The 21776-nt window shown below is 60.2% G+C and carries 16 protein-coding genes; 7 read left to right on the forward strand and 9 right to left on the reverse strand.

What is annotated here, in order from left to right; all coding sequences use genetic code 11:
• Positions 1-267 precede the first annotated feature (267 nt).
• A complete protein-coding gene (locus FYK55_RS13300; protein ID WP_150076906.1) occupies positions 268-1644 on the forward strand; it encodes a DUF1501 domain-containing protein in 1377 nt (458 codons plus the stop codon).
• Between the two features lie 84 nt (positions 1645-1728).
• Positions 1729-4242, forward strand: coding sequence for a DUF1549 domain-containing protein (locus FYK55_RS13305; RefSeq protein WP_150076907.1), 2514 nt, complete (start codon positions 1729-1731; stop codon positions 4240-4242).
• A gap of 174 nt (positions 4243-4416) precedes the next feature.
• Here the strand turns inward: FYK55_RS13305 and FYK55_RS13310 are convergent, their stop codons facing one another.
• From FYK55_RS13310 to FYK55_RS13345, 8 genes are all read right to left on the reverse strand, one after another.
• Positions 4417-5727 (reverse strand): dihydroorotase, encoded by a 1311-nt coding sequence (locus FYK55_RS13310; RefSeq protein ID WP_150076908.1) that lies wholly within the window; start codon positions 5725-5727, stop codon positions 4417-4419.
• Positions 5724-6719: an aspartate carbamoyltransferase catalytic subunit gene (locus tag FYK55_RS13315; protein ID WP_150076909.1), complete on the reverse strand. Its 996-nt coding sequence runs from the start codon at positions 6717-6719 to the stop codon at positions 5724-5726. The genes FYK55_RS13310 and FYK55_RS13315 overlap by 4 nt, the downstream gene beginning before the upstream one ends.
• A gap of 259 nt (positions 6720-6978) precedes the next feature.
• Positions 6979-7392, reverse strand: coding sequence for a DUF423 domain-containing protein (locus FYK55_RS13320; RefSeq protein ID WP_150076910.1), 414 nt, complete (start codon positions 7390-7392; stop codon positions 6979-6981).
• Positions 7389-7820, reverse strand: coding sequence for a response regulator transcription factor (locus tag FYK55_RS13325; RefSeq protein ID WP_150076911.1), 432 nt, complete (start codon positions 7818-7820; stop codon positions 7389-7391). Before FYK55_RS13325 ends, FYK55_RS13320 begins: the two co-directional genes overlap by 4 nt.
• A gap of 127 nt (positions 7821-7947) precedes the next feature.
• Positions 7948-8793, reverse strand: coding sequence for an alpha/beta hydrolase (locus tag FYK55_RS13330; protein ID WP_161604486.1), 846 nt, complete (start codon positions 8791-8793; stop codon positions 7948-7950).
• A gap of 623 nt (positions 8794-9416) precedes the next feature.
• Positions 9417-10364, reverse strand: a complete 948-nt coding sequence (mdh, locus tag FYK55_RS13335; RefSeq protein WP_150076913.1) for a malate dehydrogenase — start codon at positions 10362-10364, stop codon at positions 9417-9419.
• A gap of 184 nt (positions 10365-10548) precedes the next feature.
• Positions 10549-11868 (reverse strand): hypothetical protein, encoded by a 1320-nt coding sequence (locus FYK55_RS13340; protein ID WP_150076914.1) that lies wholly within the window; start codon positions 11866-11868, stop codon positions 10549-10551.
• A gap of 29 nt (positions 11869-11897) precedes the next feature.
• Positions 11898-13277 (reverse strand): hypothetical protein, encoded by a 1380-nt coding sequence (locus FYK55_RS13345; protein ID WP_150076915.1) that lies wholly within the window; start codon positions 13275-13277, stop codon positions 11898-11900.
• Positions 13278-13408: 131 nt separating this feature from the next.
• Here FYK55_RS13345 and FYK55_RS13350 point away from each other — a divergent pair, with 131 nt between their 5' ends.
• From FYK55_RS13350 to FYK55_RS13370, 5 genes are all read left to right on the forward strand, one after another.
• Positions 13409-16435, forward strand: a complete 3027-nt coding sequence (locus FYK55_RS13350) for a hypothetical protein (RefSeq protein WP_150076916.1) — start codon at positions 13409-13411, stop codon at positions 16433-16435.
• Between the two features lie 137 nt (positions 16436-16572).
• Positions 16573-17613, forward strand: coding sequence for a tetratricopeptide repeat protein (locus tag FYK55_RS13355; RefSeq protein WP_150076917.1), 1041 nt, complete (start codon positions 16573-16575; stop codon positions 17611-17613).
• A gap of 230 nt (positions 17614-17843) precedes the next feature.
• Positions 17844-19193, forward strand: coding sequence for an NTP/NDP exchange transporter (locus FYK55_RS13360; protein WP_235908660.1), 1350 nt, complete (start codon positions 17844-17846; stop codon positions 19191-19193).
• Between the two features lie 57 nt (positions 19194-19250).
• A complete protein-coding gene (locus FYK55_RS13365; RefSeq protein ID WP_150076918.1) occupies positions 19251-20048 on the forward strand; it encodes an SDR family NAD(P)-dependent oxidoreductase in 798 nt (265 codons plus the stop codon).
• A gap of 241 nt (positions 20049-20289) precedes the next feature.
• Positions 20290-20757 carry a hypothetical protein gene (locus FYK55_RS13370; protein WP_150076919.1) on the forward strand — a complete coding sequence of 156 codons (468 nt, stop codon included), beginning with the start codon at positions 20290-20292 and terminating at the stop codon, positions 20755-20757.
• A 29-nt stretch (positions 20758-20786) separates the two neighbouring features.
• On the opposite strand, the gene FYK55_RS13375 is transcribed toward FYK55_RS13370, so the two are convergent.
• Positions 20787-21473: a DUF2293 domain-containing protein gene (locus FYK55_RS13375; protein WP_150076920.1), complete on the reverse strand. Its 687-nt coding sequence runs from the start codon at positions 21471-21473 to the stop codon at positions 20787-20789.
• Between the last annotated feature and the right edge of the window lie 303 nt (positions 21474-21776).

A 21776-nucleotide genomic window follows, 5' to 3' on the forward strand; every position in this document is an offset into this window, starting at 1 on the left:
GTCGGATTTGACTCCCCCGGTCACCACGGACCGCTGCCGACCGAATTTGATTGACTTCGTTGCCGATTTCCACCAACCGATCGGCACCGCAGCGGTGATCGTCAGGTCAGCCAGGCGAGATCGTGACCGCGATGCCCGACGGCAAGTCGGCCCAAAACACCGAGACACCATCCGACAGGTTGCGTTGATTGTCGCAACGACGTCGGCTGGACTCAGCGCCTCCTCCCAACCGATTCACGATTTGAAACCCAGGATTCAGGCCCCGCCATGTTGAACCTGACTGCCCGAGGATCCTCCCACACCTGCAACGGCGTCCGACGTCGCGACTTCCTGCAAGTCGGCACCCTGGGCGCGATCGGATTGGGGTTGCCCGAGTACTTGGCCGCAGCGGAACGCGGTGCCGTTGATCCGGCAAAGGACAAACGGTCGTGCATCATGATTTTCAATCTGGGCGCCCCCAGCCAGCTGGACACGTTCGACATGAAGCCGGACGCGCCGGCGGAAGTTCGTGGCCCGTTCAAGGCGATTTCGACCAAGGGCGATTTCCAGCTGTCCGAGATTCTGCCGAAACATGCGGAGATCGCCGACAAGTTTTCCATCATCCGCTCCTGTTACCACACGGCGGCAGCGGTGCACGACGCGGGATGGCAAATGTTGCAAACCGGTCGACAGTTCACCGGGGGCGTCAATTACCCGCACGCCGGTGCGGTCGTGCAATACATGCGCGGTCGTCGAAGTGACCTGCCGGCGCACGTGGTGCTCCCCGAAACCATGGGCCGCGGCGGCGGAAACTTGCCCAACGGACAGGCGGGCGGGTTCCTCGGCAAGGCCTACGATCCGTTCGCATTGATGGCCGATCCCAGTGAGGAAAACTTCAAAGTCCCCGATCTTCTGCCGCCAAAGACTCTGGGAGATGTCCGAATTGATCGGCGACGTCGCATGCGTGACGCCGTCGAAGGTCGCATGAAGCAGCTGGAGGCGACTGAAGCAGCCCACATGCTGGACAAGAATTTTGAATCGGCCTATCGCCTGATGAACAGTCCCCAGGCACGCCAGGCCTTTGATCTTTCCCAAGAGCCCGACCAGGTCCGTCAGCGATACGGCATGAATCGTTTCGGGCAATGCTGTTTGCTGGCACGGCGTTTGATCGAAGCCGGTGTTCGCTTTGTCACCATCAACACGTTCCTGACGGTGTTCAACGAGATCACCTGGGACATCCACGGCAGTAAACCGTTCACGACAATCGAAGGCATGAAGAACATCGTGGCCCCGATGTACGACCAGGCGTATTCGGCGTTGCTGACCGACTTGTCCGATCGCGGCTTGCTGGACGACACCTTGGTCTGTGGCCTGGCCGAATTCGGACGAACCCCCAAAGTGAATCCCGCCGGCGGCCGCGATCACTGGCCCCAATGCTTTTCAACCACGTTTGCCGGAGGCGGTGTCCGGGGCGGACGCGCCATCGGCGCCAGCGATCCGATCGGCGCTGTTCCCGCCGACCGCCCGACGCAGCCGGGAGAACTCGTGGCGACGATTTTCCACGCGCTCGGTCTGGACCTGCACGCGGAGATCCCCGGCCCTGGTGGGCGCCCCTTCCCGCTGGTCGACTTTGGCATGCGGGAAGTCGGGGAGTTATTCGCGTGACACGTTCGCGCGTCACGCCCCCCCTGCGTTTCCAATTGAACGCCCAGTCGATTTTTCCCCGCGCAATCCGAAGCCGATCTCAACATGCTTCCTTTCAACCAATCTCGCTTTCGCTTTCCTGATCCCCGCTGGATTCTAGCGCCGCTCGTGCTGCTGGCCGCCACCGCCGCGGCGGAAGACTTGAAGTTCGAAGTGCTGCCTCGCGAAATCAAACTGGACAGCGGCGAAGCCCGTCAGCGGGTCTCCGTGGTCACGCGCCGCAACGAAATGCCTTCGGCGATGGTTTCCCCGTCCGACCTGCAATGGACGGTCAAGGACGAATCCGTCGCGACCATCGAAGGATCGCTGGTTCGCGCCGTGGGAAATGGAGTGACCGAGTTGGTGGTGCAGGTGGGTGACGAAACTCGATCGGTGCCGATTGTCGTCCGCGGGGTGGAAGCAGACCACCGCTGGAGCTTCCGCAACGATGTTCAATCCATCCTGGCCAAAGCGGGATGCAATGCCGGCGCTTGCCATGGTGCCTTGGCTGGCAAAGGCGGATTCAAACTGTCTTTGCGGGGCTACGACAGCGACCAGGATTTTTTCACGATCACTCGTGAGGCGCGTGGTCGCCGCATCGAATTGGCCGACCCCGGCAGAAGCCTGCTGTTGGCAAAACCAACCGGCGCGTTGCCGCACAAGGGCGGCTTGCGATTGGATCCGAACTCTCGCGACTATCAGATTCTGGCCGAGTGGATCGCCAGCGGCGCTCCGCGGCCGACTTCCAGCGATGCCCGGTTGACGGGAATTCGGGTCTTGCCCGCCGTCGCTTCGCTGGCTCCCGGTGAACAATCGCAAATCCTGGTGCAAGCGAACTACGATGACGGACGCGTGGTGGACGTGACGCACTGGGCCCAGTATTCGTCCACCGATGAAACGGTCGCCAGCGTCGATCAAGACGGCGTCGCCACCGTCAACGGTGCCGGTGAAGGCGCCGTGCTGGTCTGGTTCGGAAGCAAAGTGGCCTTGGCCCGGATGACGGTCCCGTTCGAATACGAAGTTGACGCCGAAATCTACGAGCAAGCCCCGCAACGAAATTTCATCGATCACGAGAACCTGCAACAGCTGCAAACGCTGCACCTGCGCCCTTCGCCACGCTGCGACGACGAAACGTTCCTGCGTCGATCCACCCTGGATACCATCGGCCGACTCCCCACTCCGGAACAACGCCAGCAGTTTTTGGCCTGGGACCCCAGAACGCGCCGAGACCAATGGATCGAAAGGCTGCTTGCCAGCGAGGATTTCGTCGCTTACTGGGCCTACAAGTGGTCCGACCTGCTGCTGATCAACGGCACGCGACTGCGTCCGGTTGCCGTCAAGACGTACTACGACTGGGTCTACCAGCGCGTCAAACAGAACCAACCCTGGGACGAATTCGTCCGCGAGATTTTGACCGCAACCGGCCGAAGCGATGAAAACGGTGCGACCAACTTTTACGCGTTGCACCAAACGCCCGAGGAAATGACCGAGAACGCGTGCCAGGCGTTCATGGGGTTGTCGATCGGATGCGCGAAGTGTCACAACCACCCGCTGGAGAAATGGACCAACGACCAGTACTACTCCATGGCCAACCTGTTCGCGCGGGTGCGGGCCAAAGGCTGGGGCGGAGACGGACGCAACGGAGACGGTATCCGGACGCTGTACGTCGCAGCCACCGGAGACCTGATTCAACCGACAACCGGTAAGCCTCAACCCCCGGCGCCCCTGGACGCCCCGCCGGTCGAATCGGATAGCAGCGAAGACCGGCGCGAAGTTCTGGCCGCCTGGATGACGGACCCGGACAATCCGTATTTTGCTCGCGCCATTACCAATCGCGTCTGGGCCAACTTCTTCGGGCGCGGGCTGGTGGAATCGGTCGATGATCTGCGATTGAGCAATCCTGCTTCCAATGAATCGTTGCTGGATTCGTCCAGCCGTCACCTGGTGGACGCCGGCTTCGACTTGAAGCAGCTGATGCGGACGATTCTGCAAAGCGAAACTTACCAGCGAAGCAGTCGTCCGCTGGATCAAAACCGTGCCGAAGACCGTTACCATAGCCGGTACTACCCCAAGCGTCTGATGGCGGAAGTCCTGCTGGATTCGATCGACCAGGTCTTGGAAACGTCCACGACATTCAACGAAATCGCGTTTCCCGGCGCCGACCGCCAGAAAACGGATTTCTATGACAAAGGCACACGCGCAATCGAACTGTACGATGCCGCGGTGAACTCCTATTTCTTACAGACGTTTGGAAGAAACCCTCGCGAGATCACCTGTGAATGTGAACGCAGCGAGGAACCAAGCATGGTGCAGGTGCTGCACCTTTCCAACGGCGAAACCCTGAACCCCAAACTGGCGGCGGATCACAACGTGGTGTCGCGGCTGGTCGCCGAAGGAACGCCGGAGCGCGAAATCATCGACCGACTATTCGTCCGGGCGCTGGCTCGAAAACCGGAACCCGGCGAACGGAAACGAATTCTTGCGGTGCTGAACGAATACTCCGCCGAAGAACGGATCACCGGACTTCGTGACGCCGCTTGGAGCATCCTGACGAGCACCGAATTCACGTTCAACCACTAAGCAGTACCGCGATCCGCCGTTTCGCGGCTGGTGAAGTTCCGGGAAGCCGTTTCCGTCGCCTTACGTCGACGGCAGGGAGCTTTCATCGCTTCGCGAGCGGAGGTCATGCCGTTTTGCTTCAACTTCCTTCGCCTTAACAGCTGCATTGGAAGTACCAATGCTTCGCCAGCTCGGCTACTTCGCAGCCGCGATCACTTCGTCACGGGCGAAGCGAATTTCCCCGCTGACCAAGGCATGACTGACGCGTGACATCAGTTCCATCCGCTCGAACGGCGTGCTGTTGCAGTTGGAGCGGAATGCGTTCGGATCGACGGTCCAACTTTCGCGAGGGTCGATCACGATGGCGTCGGCCGGACGCCCGACTTGAAGGGTTCCTGCCTCCAACCCGGCGATCTGCGCCGGACGAGTTGCCATGCGGTTGATCAGCGTTGGCCAGTCAACAATCCCCGTTTGCAGCAGTGCGGTCACGCTGGCCGCCAGCGCGGTTTCGAGCGCCGAGATTCCGAACGGCGCTTGATCCAAGTCGTTCATCATCTTTTCGCGGCTGCGAGGCATGTGCCCCGACTGGATCGCGTCGATGGTGGTATCGCGGACCGCTTGTCGTAGCGTTTCGACATGTCGTGGACTCCGCAGCGGAGGATGCACCTTGAATCGAGATTCGTAGGTGCGCATCACGGCGTCGCTCAGCAGCAGGTTGTGCGGACAGCAGGATGCGGTCACGGGGATGCCGCGATCCTTCACGCGACGCAGCATGTCCACCGCCCCCATCGTGCTGACCGGTCCGACATGCAACCGTCCATCGGTCGCTTCGGCCAGACGCACGTCACGGGCCACGGCCAAATCTTCCGCCTCGGTCGGCAGCCCCTTCAACCCCAACACCAACGACACTTGGCCCTCGTGCATCACCCCGCCCGTCGCCAGCTCCGGCACCTCCGGCCGGTCAAAAATGGGCCGGTCCAGCATCCGACAGTATTCCAGCGTGCGTTTCAACAACGCATCGTTGGGGACCGCACGGGGCGCGTCGCTGAAGCCCACCGCGCCGGCCTCGGCTAGCAGCCCCAACTCCGCCATCTGTTCTCCGTCGCGTCCCTTGCTTAAACATCCCAGCACGTGGACGCGGGCACCACGTGCGGTGGTCGCCTTTTGACGAACAAACTCAACTGCCCCGTGAGAGTCGATCACCGGGTCGGTGCTAGCCGTGGCCAGAATCGTGGTGAACCCACCGGCCAGGGCCGCGTGCGAACAGGTGTGGATCGTTTCGTCTTCCTCATAGCCCGGTTCACGGAGTTCGACTCCCAGATCAACCAAACCCGGTGTCACCAGGCAGCCCGTGGCGTCCAACCTTTGACACTGCTCGGGAAGATCGTCATCGGATGGATCCAACGCGGCAAACATTCCCTGCTGGATCAGCAAACGACCCACGCGGTTCAAATTCTGGCTGGGATCCACCAGCGTTCCGTTTTCAATCAGAAGCGGACGGTTCATACAACGCTCTGGTATTCAAGTCCGGTGTGCGCGCGTTTTTCGTCGGCGGCCGCAAGCAGATACAACGCTGCCATTCGGACCGCGATCCCATTGGTCACCTGTTCCAAGATGACCGAGTGCGGTCCGTCGGCGACTTCGGGCGTGATCTCGACGCCGCGATTGATTGGCCCCGGAGCCATGATCAGGATGTCATCCTTGGCTCGCTTCATCCGACTGGCGTTCATCGCGTACAGCGCCGCGTACTCGCGGACGCTGGGAAAAGGGCGTGCATTCTGTCTTTCAAACTGGATGCGAAGCAGATTCAACACGTCGCAACGGGGCAGGATCTCATCCAGCCGGTGGGCGACTTCGAATCCGATTTCCTGCCATCGCTGGCTGACCAAGGTCGGCGGGCCGCAAATGATGACGTGGGCGCCCAATTTCTTCAGACCCCAGATGTTGCTGCGCGCCGTCCGACTGTGAGCGATGTCCCCCACCAGCGCAACGGTCAGTCCTGCGAAAGATCCACGATGCTGCCGGATTGTCAACAAATCCAGCAAACCCTGCGTGGGATGCTCGTGCGGACCGTCGCCGGCATTGAGGACACAGCAGTCCAATTCACGCGACAACAAGTGCGGAGTCCCGGGCGTCTGATGGCGGGTCACCACCCAGTCCACGCCCATCGCTTCGATCGTCTTCGCCGTATCGGTGAACGTTTCTCCCTTGGCAATGCTGGAACCGCTGGAACCGAATTCCACGGTGTCGGCGCCCAATCGTTTGGCGGCCAAAGAAAAGCTGTTCCGCGTCCGCGTGCTATTTTCGAAGAACAGGTTGGCACACGTTCGCCCGCTCAGCAGCGGAACCTTGCGGCGACAACCCTCCGTCGCATCCTTCAAGATCTGCGCGACATCCAGCAGTGTGACCAGTTCATCCTCGGACAAACGTTCCAAATCAAGTAAATGTCGACGATTCCAACGTTCGACGTACGGATCCAGATCTGGAATTTCAGTCATTCGGCTTCACTCACTCGCTTTGGGCGCATCGAAGAGATGCCCTGCGAAGTCGTAACCTAAACGATCGTCCGCGATTTCGCGAGCGGCCCCGGCACCATTTTTGAAGCCGCCACGGGAGCCAGGCTTTCAGCCGAATTGACGTCCTGTTTTTGCCCGTTTTGGCAGCTTGAACGGAAATCTACGGCGCCCCCACCAGGACAGGCAACCTCTGACTCGGGGTTGTCGCGCACCGACAGGGCCGATCAACCGACGGGGCCGATCAGTCGACCGCGGCGACGGGGCGACAAAAGGCCAACAGGGCCCACGCGACGATCCAGGCGACGCCCCCCAACGGCGTGACCGCCCCCAGCCACGGTGTGTTGGTCAGCACCAACAAGTACAGACTGCCACTGAAAAGAACGATGCCCGCGACAAACAGGATGGCCACACCCTGCAGCACGCGTGGACGGCCCGGTCGAATTCCGACCAAGGCCAAGAGGGCGACCGCGTGCACCAAGTGATAGCGGGCGCCGGTGTCAAACTGTGCGAGTCGTTTCTCCAGCAGTTCAGCCGACGCCCCACGGTCTTCCAAAAAACCCGACAAGCCATGTGCGCCGAAGGCCCCGATGATGACACCGCTGGCACCGGCAAGGGCAGCGACAACGATCAGCCAACGGACAGCCGACGAACTCATGTCGATGCGAGCTGTTCTTCCACCGCTCGCAGAAGTTTGTCCATTTGAAACGGCTTGCGAAGATAAGCACTGACACCCAGCAATTCCGCGTAGGCTTTGTGCCGGCTGCCTTCATTGCCGGTGATCATGATCACCGGAACCATTTGGTCGGACATCCGACGCAGCTTCTCCAACACCAGAAAGCCGCTTCGCTTGGGCATCATCATGTCCAAGATGATCAGCGAAGGTGATTCTCTTTCGGCCAACGCCAGCCCCTGATTCCCGTCACGGGCAATCACGACTTCGTACCCTTCGCTTTCCAACGCGTAACGGACCGATTCGATGATCTCCGCATCGTCGTCGACAATCAGAATCTTCGCCGGGGAATCGGCGTCGTGCTTTCCCACGGACTCATTACCGGAGGTCAGTTTGTTTTTTTGATCGGTCATCAATCAAGGTGCGGGCAACGGATCGGCGGGGACACTGCAATCGGGTCTGATTCGAGGAAGGTGCAGCGGAAGAATCAAACGCCGACGCGGGGAGGGCAAGGCGGGCAATGAAAACGACCAACGCAGGTCAGTTCTCAGAGAATGAGGTGGGACTGGAATCCCAAGGATTTATCTTTGCGACCGGGGCGCCGCCGACCACGTGGTCCATCACCCACTGGTTCAGATCGGAAAGCACCACCGTGTTCATCTCGTCATCGTTTCGGTACTGCCGAATTTCAATTTGCGATCGGACATTCATCACAAACTGGATTTCTTTGACCAACGTCTCCTGGGAATAGTGGTCACCCTGAATGGACCACTGCCAAAGCATCGGAAGACGTCGCTGACGAAGCTGATCCAGGTCGATCGTGGCCCCGCCGACTCGCCCCAGTGTACCACCGAGCGAGATTGCCGCGGCAAACATTTCAGGATTTCGCATCGCGATTTGCATCGCCATGGTGCCGCCGCGCTGATAGCCGGCCAAGACAATGCGGTCCGGGTGCACGCTGTACTTTGAAGTCGCCGCACGCACCGCGTGCAGAACGCGTCGCTGGGCAACATCCATCGCGGCGGAACTGCTGTGCCAGTCAAATCGATGCCCCGCGGCATCAATCGCTTGAGTCCCACGAACGCCCACGCCCAAATAATTCCGCGTGCTCACGTGCGGCATCACGTGACATACCTGGTTCTCGTTGAAACCGTCGCTGTGCAGCCAGACGATCAACGGGTAGCGGTAATTCGGTTCGTAGCTGAGCGGTACGAAAAAGGTTTCGCCGGCCGGAGCGGATTGCAAAACCGATGAGCATTCACCGTCCGATTCGTCGCAGGACTCATCGAAAGTCCCATACGACGCAGGCTCCTCAAGCTCGCAAGAATCATCCGCCGAGTCGTCGGCAACCGAGTTCCAAAGCAGGGAAGCATCAAATCGGTTCATAGGAAACCGGTGCTCATCTTGAAGGCGTGGAACTAGATTGGAAACCATTCACCAACGTTGCCCGCTCAGTCGATCACCATCGGACTCGCCAATCATGATCAACACCTGGCACTTTTGCGAACAGTTTTTTTGAATCGCCGTCACCCCGTCGGCGTTCTCGGTTCGTCTCGTGCGCCGGTTCGTTTGGCCACCGCCAACACCCCGAAACGCTCGCTCACGACTAGGCTACAAACGTAGGGTTGGCCTATCGGATGTGTCAACGCTGAAGACAACAAAGTCACAACCAAAAACCAAATTTAACTGGCGTGCCAACCGAATCAAATTTGACTTGAAAGTCGGCTCCGTTCGCACTCGCGGCGCACCCCGTTGCGAACCACAACCCGACACCCGCTCGGTGAGCGACACCAGCTTCTCAACAACGCGAACGCCCACATCGTCTCCCTTGCGCAGGACATTTTTGCGAACGAACGTTGCTCATCGAACAAGCGTGGACAACGTTCTTCCGCGAGACGAGGCGCCCCCGCAAGACCGCTTTGCTTTATGACGGAAAACCGACCGCTTCTTGCCAGCGGCCGAATATTGCTATCAATCGAGCGATGTGCGTCGAACGCTTGCTAGTCAGCTCATGCCGAAAGCAATTCGTCCATCGTCGCCACCAATCCCTTGACGGCATCGACGCTCTTTTGGAAGTCGGCCTTTTCAGCGTCGGTCAATTTCAATTCGATGACCTTCTCCACACCACCGCTGCCCATCACCACGGGCACGCCGACATAATATCCACCAACTCCGTATTCTTTGTCGCACAGTGCAGCGACCGGAATCAGCCGCTTCTTGTCCTTGACGACGGCTTCGACCATCTGGGCACACGCCGCTGCCGGGGCATAGTAGGCGCTACCGGTTTTCAACAAGGAAACGATTTCCGCACCGCCCTTTCGCGTGCGTTCGACAATCTCTTCCAAGCGGCCCGCATCGATCAGCTGTGTCACGGGGATTCCGCCCACGCTGGTGCAGCTGGGGATCGGCACCATCGTATCGCCGTGACCACCCATCAGGAGCGCGCTGATGTCTTCCACGCTGACCCCCAGCTCCATCGCCAAAAAGGTGCGATAGCGAGCCGTGTCCAACACGCCGGCTTGACCGCAGACACGGGCGGGATCAAAGCCCGTCACCTTCCACATCTGCTGGACCATCGCGTCCAGCGGGTTGCTGACGACGATCACCACGGCGTTCGGGCTGCTCTGTTTGATCTGCTCCCCGACACTGGTGACAATTTTGGCATTGGTGCTCAACAAATCATCACGGCTCATGCCCGGCTTTCGCGGAATCCCCGCCGTCACCACGATCACATCGCTTTCTGCGGTGTCGTCATAACTGGTGGTGCCGACGACGTTGGAATCGAAACCCATGATCGGTGACGATTGCATCAAGTCGAGTGCCTTGCCGCGCGGCATGTCTTCGGTTGCAGGGATGTCCAATAAGACGATGTCGCCCAATTCAGCGGCGGCACACCAGTGGGCACACGTGGCTCCGACGTTTCCGGCTCCGATGATCGAAATTTTTGCGCGGCGCATAGCAGGATTCTTTTCAAGAGGGTGGGGAACGGTGCGGGTTCAGATCACAGCGCCCGCTATCGTCCCATTGCCCACGCCGGGGTCAAGAGGACGTCGGATGCATTGCGGCGGTCCCGCGCACAAACGGCTCCTCCGACAGGACCACCTGCCGAGGACGGTCCGGCCCGCTTGGCAATTCGGACCGCTACTGGCGGGGAATGTCAATGCGCGCCGGCGGTTCGCGCGCTGCTCTGGCCGAGGCGTCCTGGGCCGCATTGCGCCGCGTCCACAGAAAAATGCCCACAATCGCGGCAGCAATCGCCGCCGCCAATATGTATCCCAGAATCGCCACCTGCTGCTCGGGAAGCGGAGCAAGCTCCAGCGGCTCCCAGTCCGCAACGACCACCAGCGGGGCGACTTGCTTCCCGCCACCCTCCCGCGTCATGAACTCGCTGCTGTAGCTCCACAACCGATAATAAAAACCTTCGATCCGCACCGGCTGACGGATCATCGCGGTGACCGACCCTTGCGTCTCGAGCGGCTGACGAATTTCCGTCGGCAACTCCACCGATACCAATGAGACCGGGTAGATGCCGCTCATCCGTATTGGCTCCCCGGGCTCACCTTCCGGACGCTTCAATTCGACAATCGTGTCCCCCAGGTCTCCGCTGGCATCCACCTGATAATAATGATCCTGTCCCAACTGACGTTGTCGCCCCGGATCGGTCACGTCGACGCGAGTCACCCGCACCGTCGAAACGCTCATCGTGATCCAATCTCCGTGGTGCGATCCTGAATCCTTCAACAGTTCGATCGGATCCATTGGCAGGGCTGCCGGAACGACTTCTTCCGCCTCAGCCCGCTGGCGAAGTTTCTCCGCAGCACCTAGCAAACCGTAAAAGGCGTTTCCATCTTCGGCCCCCAGCGTGTGCCGGTCTCGCTGCCGGGCGGTATCCACCAAGCTTAGATCCACGCCCAGGTCCGCCAGCAGCTTCCAGCCCGCGGAATCGGATGCGGCCGGAAACCAGGACACCTGTCCGCAAGCCAACACCGGCGCCCGCTGGTGATTCGCCAGCACCACGCCGATGGATTCAATCCGGTCACCCACGGCCGCGTGCGAACTGATTTCGGGAACGAAAAGGGCCGACGGCGTGACCGATGGCCGACTCAGGCCGGCTTCGTCCGAACGGGGAGCCAACCGGATTTCGTAGAAGGATTCCATTTCCAAGTAAGGCGCCAGGTTCTCCGGCACGCGATAACGCCGCAGTTTCTCGATCACTCCTTCGACGGGGTTCGCGTCGCCGACCTGTAGCTGGTCCAATCCCTCGTAGACACGCTCACGCAACTGGGCCGGGTCGACGGTGCGCAGCCGGTACAGCAACTTTGCGACGTCCTCGGCCTGTCGGAGATTCTCGATCGGATAGCAACTCTCCAAACGCTGCTGGTCGAACCCACCGATCAGGTCCAGCGCCGATTGGGCCCGGGCGGACGAAACCACCCACGCCATCGCGATCAAGACAGACATCAGGCTTCGACGGAATCCGATGGTTCGCATCACGGGTCCTCCCGCATGTGGTCCAGGTCTAAATCAAGTTGCCCCTGCGAGCGCAGCCTTCGCGTTCGCCGCTGGTCCAGCTTGGCCCGGTACATCAACCCCGCAGCGATCACGATCCCCAAAATTGCGGCGACCACCAGTCCCATGCTGCGCCAAGTTCCCTCGGATTCATCTTCGCGCTGTGAATTCGAACCGGTCGCCGAAACCGAATTGTCCTGTTCGTCGCGCACCGCCGTGACCCGTCCGATCAATACCGGTGCCAGGTCCGCACCAACCGAAGATCGATAGGGCAACCGTTTGACGAATCTCCCCACCGCAATCAGCCGTCCTTCCGGGTTGCCGGTGTCCTGCTGAGGGATCCACCGCCCTTCGGAATCCAAATGGGTTCGCAACGCGTCGGGCAACTGCGGGGTCACCAATGCGGTCGGACGAATTCCGCCATCCTCGGGAACGATCCACAACGTCCAGTACTCGGTGATTCCGAAGTCGTTTTCTTTGGCCGCTTGCCGTTCAGCCATCCCAAGCCGGCCAACGACCTTCACCCTCTGACCCCGATAGACGTCAGGCTGTTGAAGCAGCGGCAAGGTGCCTGTCTGGACGGCACCGTCGCTGGTCAGCGTGTCCACCTGAGACAATTGCAGATAAAAAGCATCGCTATCGGCCCCGGCCCAGAAAGTTCCATCAACGACTCGACGCAGCGCCGCGGAGTCCAGCGCGTCAAGCGTCGGCTGCGACCACCAAGAGATTTGCGCCCAGTTGGGCAGAGAATCCGATGTCCACGCATTCAGGTCGCTGATGACGCGTTCCGACGGGGCCGCTGAAGCGTCGCCCCCGGCCTGCTCGATCAGCAACTGCTTCGAACGTTCCAACGTGTCATCGTCGATCGGCCGTTCGCCGTCGGCGACTCCCCGGCGCAACTGCACCAAGCCCTGCATCCATTCCCGTTGCATCGCGAGATCCATGGCAGCGACCCAGCGGCCCGCATCACTCCAAGCGGCCCGCGTGACTTGATCGGGCGCCGGCGAGTCGGCTTGGCCTGCTTGGCCGGATGGGCTTGCTTGGGCGACTCCGCCAGCGAGCGATTCGGTCACCACCAGCGTTTCGTTCGCTGTGGTCGTCCACGCGGCCCCATCGGCGGCTTGAGCGAAGTCCCCGGGCGGGATCGGAGTCCAGGCGGCATTCGGGTCGACGAAAAACGATTCGTACAAACCAGGCTTGCTCGCTTCGCGTATGACCACCAGGACTAGCAACAATGCAACGCACAGCCGGATCATTTGGCGACCCGGGCTGCGGCGACCTGGGTTGCGGCGACCGCGCTGATCGGAGTCGCTTCGGACACGATAAAGGCTGGAATCGTTAAATTGCGAGGGGATTCGCATGTCTGCTCCGACGAGACGCGGTGGTCGCGCTTGTATGACGGATTATCCGTCTCTACTCTAGATTGTGCGGCGTACGACCGTTCCAGCCAACCTCTTTCGCAATACTTCTTCTCTCTCGCCCCCCCTGCGGCATGACGAAACTGATTCGCGCCCCCGGTTTTCGATTGGTTCTGGCCCTCGCCGTTTCGTCTGCATGCCTGACGCCCGCCCTACGCGCCGAGGGAGAACCGGCCGAAGCCTTCATCAAACAGCTGCGAAACGCTGGCTACTTCGACACCGCGATCGCGTATCTGGAACGTGCCGACCAGCTCCCCGGGGTCGACCCGTCCTTTGTCGCCGCGATCCCCTTGGAGAAAGCCCAGACTTACATCGACATGGCGCTGCGGTCGCGGAACGCCGAAGCACGCGACGAAGCCTTTGCGAACGCCGAAGCCGCGTTGCAACAATTTCTAACCGACGGCGACCACCCGCGGGCGTCGGAGGCCAGGCTACAGCTGGGCAAGCTGCAAATGATCCGGGCCGCCCAATTGCTCGCCGGAGAGCCCGACCCAGCCAAGCAGAAACAGGCCAAGCAGAGCTATCTGGCCGCGTCAAAGACCTTTGACGGAATCGTTGGTGACCTGCGTCAGAAATTGGAGCAGATGCGTGGACAGAAAATCGACCCCGCGACCGATCCCCAAGCCGCCGCGCTCCGCGACCAGTACCGGTTTGAGTTCCTGCAGTCACAGCTGAATGCCGCCGAGGCGATCACGCTGGCTGCCAAGACCGACGAAGACCCCGCGAAGAACGCCAAGTCACAATTGCAGGATGCGGCCAAGCGGTTCACCGAGCTCAATGAAAAGTACGCCAGCTACGTCCCCGGGGCGTTGGCATTGATGCACCTGGGCCAAGTGAACGAACTGCAGGGCAACGATCAGGCGGCGATGGACCGGTACCTGGAAATGCTCGACCAGCCGGACGCCGCCCCGTTGCGGGATGCCAAATTCCTAGCAGCCAGCGGACTGATTCGCCTGTACCTGAAATCCGATCCGCCCAAGTACTCCAACGCGATTGATCGCGTCGGAGGGTGGGTCCGCGAGATCCGGCCCAACGAAGAATCCACGCCTTCGGTGCAGGAATTCCGAATGGAGTTGGCCAAAGCCTATCTGGCAAAAGCGGCCGATGATTCCTTGAAAAAAGGTGAGATCGGCCGAGCCAAATCCGAGGGCCGACAACTGCTGCTGGCCGCCAGCAAGGTGCCGGGCCCGCACGTCGAACAGGCCCAGCAAATGCTGGCCGATCTGGGAATCGAGCAAGACACCGAGACGCTTCCCACGGCCGAGCCGCCGAAGAGTTTCGACGACGCGATGGAAAAAGCGCGCGAGGTGCTGCAAGTCACCAGTGACCTGGAAAAGGCGTTGGAGATTCTGGCCAAGCGGGATGAATCGAATTCGGATTTGCAACAGCAGAAAGACGACATCGAACAGCAGATTCGCGAATCGCGGTCGATCGGAATCCAAACGCTCCGCGCCGGTTTGGCGATGATCAATTCCGACACGGACAACGAATCGGTCAACCAGGCTCGACAAATTTTGACCTACTTCCTGTACCAGGACCAAAAGCACCGGGACGCCGCCGTCGTGGGCAGCTTCTTGGCCCGCAACGCCCCCGGATCCGACGTCGGACTCAAGGGCGGGCTGATGGCGCTCACCTCGCTGCAGATGCTGTTGAGCGAAGTCCCGGAGGAAGAAAACGGCGGCCTGATCAGCCAGCTGGAATCCTTGGGGGACTACCTTTCGAAAACCTGGCCGAATGATCCCCAAGCGGCGGCGGCCAAGGGAATTCAAATCCGGCTGATGCTGCAGAAGGACGACTTCCAAGGCGCCAAAGAGTTGATCGACCAAATGGCCGCCGGCAACGAACGTGCGATGTTCCGACGGTTGCTGGGCCAGCTGCTGTGGAACCAGTCGATCATGACGCGATCTCAGAAGAATGATCCGACCACCGCGGACCGTCTGGTCGGCGAAGCGAAAGCAAGTCTGCAGGCGGGGCTGGATGGAATTGAAGGCAACCTGGTTGAAACGGAAGGCATGCAAGCCGCCGCCGTGTTGGCGAAGGTTCACCTGTTGCTTGGGGAATCCTCCGAAGCGCTGAAGGTGTTGGACCATCCCAAATATGGTCCTCTGAATCTGCTGGGAAAAATCGATGCGCCCTCGGAAAACTTTGCCGGCGACGTCTACAGCACGGAATTGAAAGCCCTCGTCGGCCAAATGCTCAACAGCCAGGATCCGGGAACGTATCTCGATCGGATGACCAAGACGATGGAGACGCTGCGAGAATCGTTCGACGGACCGGAGTCGCAAACGCGATTGACCCAAACGTACATGCGACTGGCGAGCGACCTGCGAGAGCAACTCGATTCCGCCTCCCCGGCCAAGCGGGGCAAACTGATCGAAGCGTTTCGCGAGATGCTCAAACGCATTTCCGACTCCACCAGTGATCAGGCCACGCTTCGATGGGTCGGACAAACGTTGATGTCGATGGGCGAATCGCTGATGGAGCCGGGACAGAACAAAGCCACCGGTCAGGCGGCCGATCTGATCTCGCAAGCGGCCGAAACGTTCAAGTCACTGGACAACACCGACGACGTGACCACCGCCTACCTGTTGGCCCGATCGCAGCGGCTGGTCGGTGAGTACAAGGACGCGTTGGACGCGTTGGAAAAGATCCTGGTGGACAAGCCGACCATGCTGGATGCCCAATTTGAAGGTGCCCAGGCGTACGAATCTTGGGCCGGCGAATTGAAACCGGCCGTCGCCTACAAGGCCTACACCGCCGCACTGACAGGCGCTCGCCCAAACGATACCGACAAGCAGAACACCATTTGGGGCTGGGCGAAAATCAGCAAGCAGACCAACCGCAATCCGGCCTTCAAGGAGAAATTCTTTGAGTCTCGCTATCACGTCGCTCTGTGCCTGTTTCTGATGGGCCGCGCGGCCGATCGCGACTCGGACATCCGCAAAGCGATCAAGGACATCAAGCAAATCGCGACGCTGTACCCGGAGATGGGCGGTCCTGCCCAGCGGGGCAAGTACAACGCCTTGCTGAAAGAAGCCCAGCGAGCGGTCGGCGACAAACCGACCGGACTGGAAACACCATCGGCTGCTTCCGGTTCTTAGTCCCTTGCCCCCCGGTGAACGCGGCACATCACTTCACCGGACCGCCAGGACCTATCACTCGGCGGTCACCCGGTTGCCCGCCGCAAAATGCCACCCTCAACGCCAACGCTACTCTCATCCTGCCTCGCATCCGTTCCATGATTCACTTCAAACTTGCTCGTCCCCTGACGCTCGTTCCCTTCCTGGTTCTTGGCGCCCTGATCGGGACCGCCCACGGCCAGTTGGATCGCGTTTACACCGTGGGCAACACCAACGCGTCGGCCGGGACGGTGACGCAGGCGACCAAGAACGGCGTGCAGCTGAAGACGGGTTCGAATACCAAAGACTTTGACGAAAACGAGATTCGCAAGATCGCATTCCAAGGCGATCCGGCGGAACTGACGCGTGCGAGAGAATTTGCGGCGGACGGCCAATACGAGCAAGCACTCGATGAACTGGAGGGGCTGAACATCAACGGGCTTCCTCGCGACCTGATCAAGGCCGACGCAACCTATTACAAGGTGCTCTGCTATGCGAAGCTGGCCCTGGCGGGACAGCGAGACCGCAACGCCGCCATCGCGGCGGCTATCGATTTTGCCAAGAATCATGGAGACTCCTACCACTTCTTCTCGGTCGCAAGACTGCTGGGCGATCTGGCGATGGCGACCGGAGCCCATGACAAAGCCGTTCAGTACTACGGGTACCTGTCACGAGCCCCCTCGGCCGAAAAGAAGATCCTGTCGCGCTACCTGACCGGCTTGGCAATGCTGGAGAAGGGGGACGTGCCGGCCGCCGAGAAGGCTTTTTCCGACGTGGCATCGGTCGACGTCCAATCCACCGAAGCACTGCGGCTGAAGACCCTGGCGAAAGCCGGACAAGCCGTCGCGCTGGCCCAAAGCGGCAAGGGCCAGGAAGGTTTGAACCTGGTCAACTCGGTCATCTCGCAGCTCAATCCGACCGATATCGAAATGGCCGCCCAGATCTACAATGCTCAGGGAGCCAGCTACGAAGCATCCGGTGATATCGAGGGAGCCATCATGGCGTACCTGCACACCGAGTTGATGTTTTCCAGCCAGCCGGATGCGCACGTCAAGGCGCTCCAGCGCCTGGTCGAACTGTGGCCCAAAGTCGGGCGGACGGAACGGGCCGCTGAAGCCCGCCAGGAGCTGCAGCAACGCTACCCCGGCTTTGCCGATTGAGCTTCCGGCGTTGCGAACACTCGGATCGCGATCGCCCCGCTTGCCGAATGCTTGACGTGGTAGCCGGCGCGGCATGGCGGCACGCGGAGTGCCCCGCCGCGCCAATCTTGCTACAGTACCGGTGCTCGCGCCCTGCGGCGATGCGGCAAACGATGCCGTCGGAAAGCTTCGATGCAGCCGCCGACAATGGCTCGGTCGCCTGATTTTTACCCGTGGACATTGGCTAAGCGTTGGCCGATTTCAACCCTTACCGTCCCTCCGAGCCGTCGGAAGCAACGGCAGGACCGTCGCCGGACGACGGTCCACCGACGGAGCATGCGTTGGGGGAATCACGCGTTGTGCCGTGGGCGGCAGCCTGGTTCTTCTTTATTCTGCTGAGCTATTCAGTCGTTCGGCCGGTCCGCGAAACCATGGGCGCCATTGCGGGCACGATGCAATTGCAAGGCCTGATGCTGGTCAGCTTTTTCGTGATGCTGGTCGCCGTGCCGATCTATTCGGTGCTGGTCAATCGGCTGCCGCGGCGATGGCTGGTGCGGATCGTTTTCCACTTTTTCTGCGTTTCACTGTTGGCATTCAGTGTGGCAATGAACGCGGGAAGCGAATCGCTTCGAGTCGTGGCAGCACGCGTGTTTTTCGTCTGGGTCAACGTCTTTGGCCTGTTCGTCACCAGCGTGTTTTGGTCCGTCCTGGCCGATTTGCTGTCCAGCGACCAGGGGAAACGTTTGTTCGGACGGATTGCTGCCGGTGGTACGGCGGGCGCCATCGCCGGATCGTTGTTGACCAGTCAAATTGCAACACGCGTTCCGACTGCCTCATTGCTACTGCTACCGATCGTCACGCTTCAGCTGGGACTGTGGTGCGCGTGGCGTCTTGAACGCGTGGTGCGATTGTTGCCAGACGAATTCGGCAACACCGGCGGCCAAACCGGCGATCAGCCCGCCGCCGGCGGATTGCTGGACGGCATCACACACGTTTTCAAGTCTTCTTATCTGGCGCTGATCTGTGTGTTTTTGGTCTTCGTTCAGGCGGCCGGAACCCATCTGTATTTTCAACAAGCGGAAATCGTCGCGGGTGCGATATCGGACCACCAGGAGAAGATGGAATTCTTTGCCTACATTGATTTCGCAACGCAGTCACTGACCTTGATCGCACAATTGGTCATCTCCGGCCCACTGCTTCGACGCTTTGGCGTCGGACTCACGCTGTTGGTGCTTCCCGTCGTGTACCTGGTCTCGTTCGTGGCGTTGGCATTTCACGGAACGCTTGTCATCTTGGCGGCGGCCATGGTCGCCGCGCGTGCCACCGGCTACGGGATCACGGTCCCGGCTCGCGAAGTTCTGTTCACTGTTGTCAGCCGTGAAGACAAATACAAATCAAAGAGCTTTATCGATACCGTGGTACTGCGCGGCGGCGATGCGGCGGCCAGCCAGGTGTTCGGATCATTGCGAAACCTGGCCGGATTCAGCTTCGCGACTTTGAACGTTTGGGCCATTCCGGCCGTCATCGTCTGGGCCTGGACCGCGCTGCAACTTGGACGGCGACAAACCGAATTGTCACAACAGCAGAGCACTGAAAGTTGACGCTCGATAGTCTTCGTCGGAGATTCCGTTTCACCTTCATCGACCGAGTTGTGTTCCATGTTTCAACTGACAGACCGTCGCGTCCTGATCACCGGTGGCACGCAGGGCGTCGGCGCGGAGATCGCGATTGCCTTGGCCAAAGCGGGCGCGGACGTGCTGCTAGTCGGTCTGCAACACGACCAGGCAGCCGAGCAGACCCTGGCGGACTGTCGTCAACAAGGTGTGAAGGCGGATCTCCTGACCGTCGATCTTTCGCAATCTCCCGACCGGTACGTCGACGACCTGATCACACGTGCCGAGAAAACACTTCCGGGCATCGACACCCTGATCAACAATGCCGGGACCTATGTCGACGTCGGCTTCCTGGAGATGGATTTGCAGCGCTATCAACGGACCATGAACTTGAACGTGACCGCCGGATACTTCCTGACGCAGGCGTTTGCGAAACGCTGGGTCGCCGAAAAGGTCAACGGACGCGTCTTGTTTACCGGCTCCATCAATGGATTGTTGGCTGAACCGGACCACACCGCGTATGACACCAGCAAGGGAGCCGTTGCGGCGATGGTTCGATCGTTGTGCGTCTCATTGGCCCCGCATGGGATCCGCGTCAATTCGATCGCTCCCGGGCTCGTCCGAACGCCGTTGACCAATACCGTGTTGGACCAGGACAACGGGTTGCTTGAATGGATGCAGTTGCACACACCCAATGGGCAGGTTCCACCGCCCGAGGTCTGCGCCGGCGCAGCTGTTTTTCTACTTTCGGACGAAGCCAGTCATATTCACGGACAAACGCTGTATGTCGATGGAGGGATGAGCGTGTGGCAACAACCCGACCCTCCCGCAGACCACCCATGAACCACCCGCCGAACCGGATTGCCGCGGGCGAATCGATCGATCAACAACCGGCCCGGCGGTCCCTTCCTGATTCGGATTCTGGCGATCCTGCGATCTGTTGCCCCCCGCCGCCCGTCATTCCGGTCGGGTCGATCGAACCGGTCCCTGCGGAAGCTCGAGACCGGAACTATGTAGCTTGCAGAAGGCTTTGGCCACACCGGTCGGCGTTCGCGGAACATCTGCTACCTGCTGGGGCACCAAAATGTTTTCATTCGCAAAAAACAAAAAAACGGTCGAACTCTATCCCTATGTTCGGCGGATCTGCGATCTGACCACCCCAAACCTCGCAACAACCGTCACGGGCCGATCGGAAGACCGTTTCAATCGGGCACTGCCAACGCTGCTGTGTCCCTGGGACGACGGAGCACCGATCAAGGAAGAAATGACAATCTGTTTGACCAGTGACCTGTCCGACCGCGGCGTCCGCGTGATACTGAATCAGCCGCTGCGTCACGAGCAGGTGGTATTGGGATACTGGCTACAGTCGGTCGAGATGGTCGAACCCTGGTACTTTCTGGGCGACGTGCGCCACATCCAGCGACTCGGCGGCGGATACTGGGCGATCGGGACCCAGTTGATTGAATTTGCAAACAAACGCTATGGCCGCAAACTCTCCGAACTGAATCACACCGCGGCTCAATTGTTGCCCCCGAAAGAAGCCCCGTGCTAACTGAACAGCAACACGTTCAACTGCGGAATTCACGCCGGCGGTTGCTGCAATGCGTTTTGCAGTGGGCATGACGTCCCCGTGACCGGCCGTCCCTGCCGGTAGACCTGCAGCAACCGTTTCGACTCCGCCGCCAGCATCCGTCGGACCTCACGTCGCTTGCCTCGCACGCGGGGTATCTTCATCGAATCGTACGCGGTCGTCTGATGGCGCATCCACGCGATCACGGCCGACTCGGCACGACGCTCCACCGGGATCCGTTCGGTGCGCGCGACCGTTCCACTTCCCACCGGTGTGGCGTGAGCGGTGACCGCCCGCGCTAGTTGCTTGGCCAAATCGGAATGCACGGGGTCGAAGTCCAGGAACGCAACGACCGCGGATTCAAATTCACGGACGTAAGCATCCTGTTTGACTTCACGCCGCCGCAGATCCTGCTGGCGACGGCGGGCGTACTGTTCGGTGGAACGCTCGGCGTCCAACTTCTCCCGTTCGGCAGCAATCTGACGGCTGTCCGCCCAGACGCCACGGGAAAAAACGCGACGCCCCTTCTTTTCCTTCACCGTCCAACTGGGCCCGGCCGCTTTGACCCGACGCGTCAGTCCGGCATCCCCGGGAGCCAACAATTCCCAGCCCTCAGGGACTTGCCGAACCGAACCTTCGGCGTCGATGACTTGGCGGTCGGTCTTGCCCGGGGAAACGTTCAACGATTTGTGAGGCATCTTGGATGTCGGGGGCATCTTGCTCCAAGCGTTTTTTGCGGGTCATGAACAAGAGAAGGAATTCGGAGGACCGTCCCTTTCATCTCGGCCGATCCGGCAGGCATCGTTGTGCCACGAAGCCCGCGCCCAAACAACCCTCGCAATCTGAAAAGATCCCGAATCGGAACCGACAACTGCGATCGGATCGGACGACACCGATGCGTATACTGATGCTGAGATTTCGTCAGATTTCAATTCGCGCCGCTGCAACGGCCACGCTGCGTTCCTATTCCTGGCGTCCCAGAATGGAACCGATCGAACGTC

It is taken from the genome of Roseiconus nitratireducens (genome assembly GCF_008629675.1).
In the GTDB taxonomy this organism is placed as follows: domain Bacteria; phylum Planctomycetota; class Planctomycetia; order Pirellulales; family Pirellulaceae; genus Stieleria; species Stieleria nitratireducens.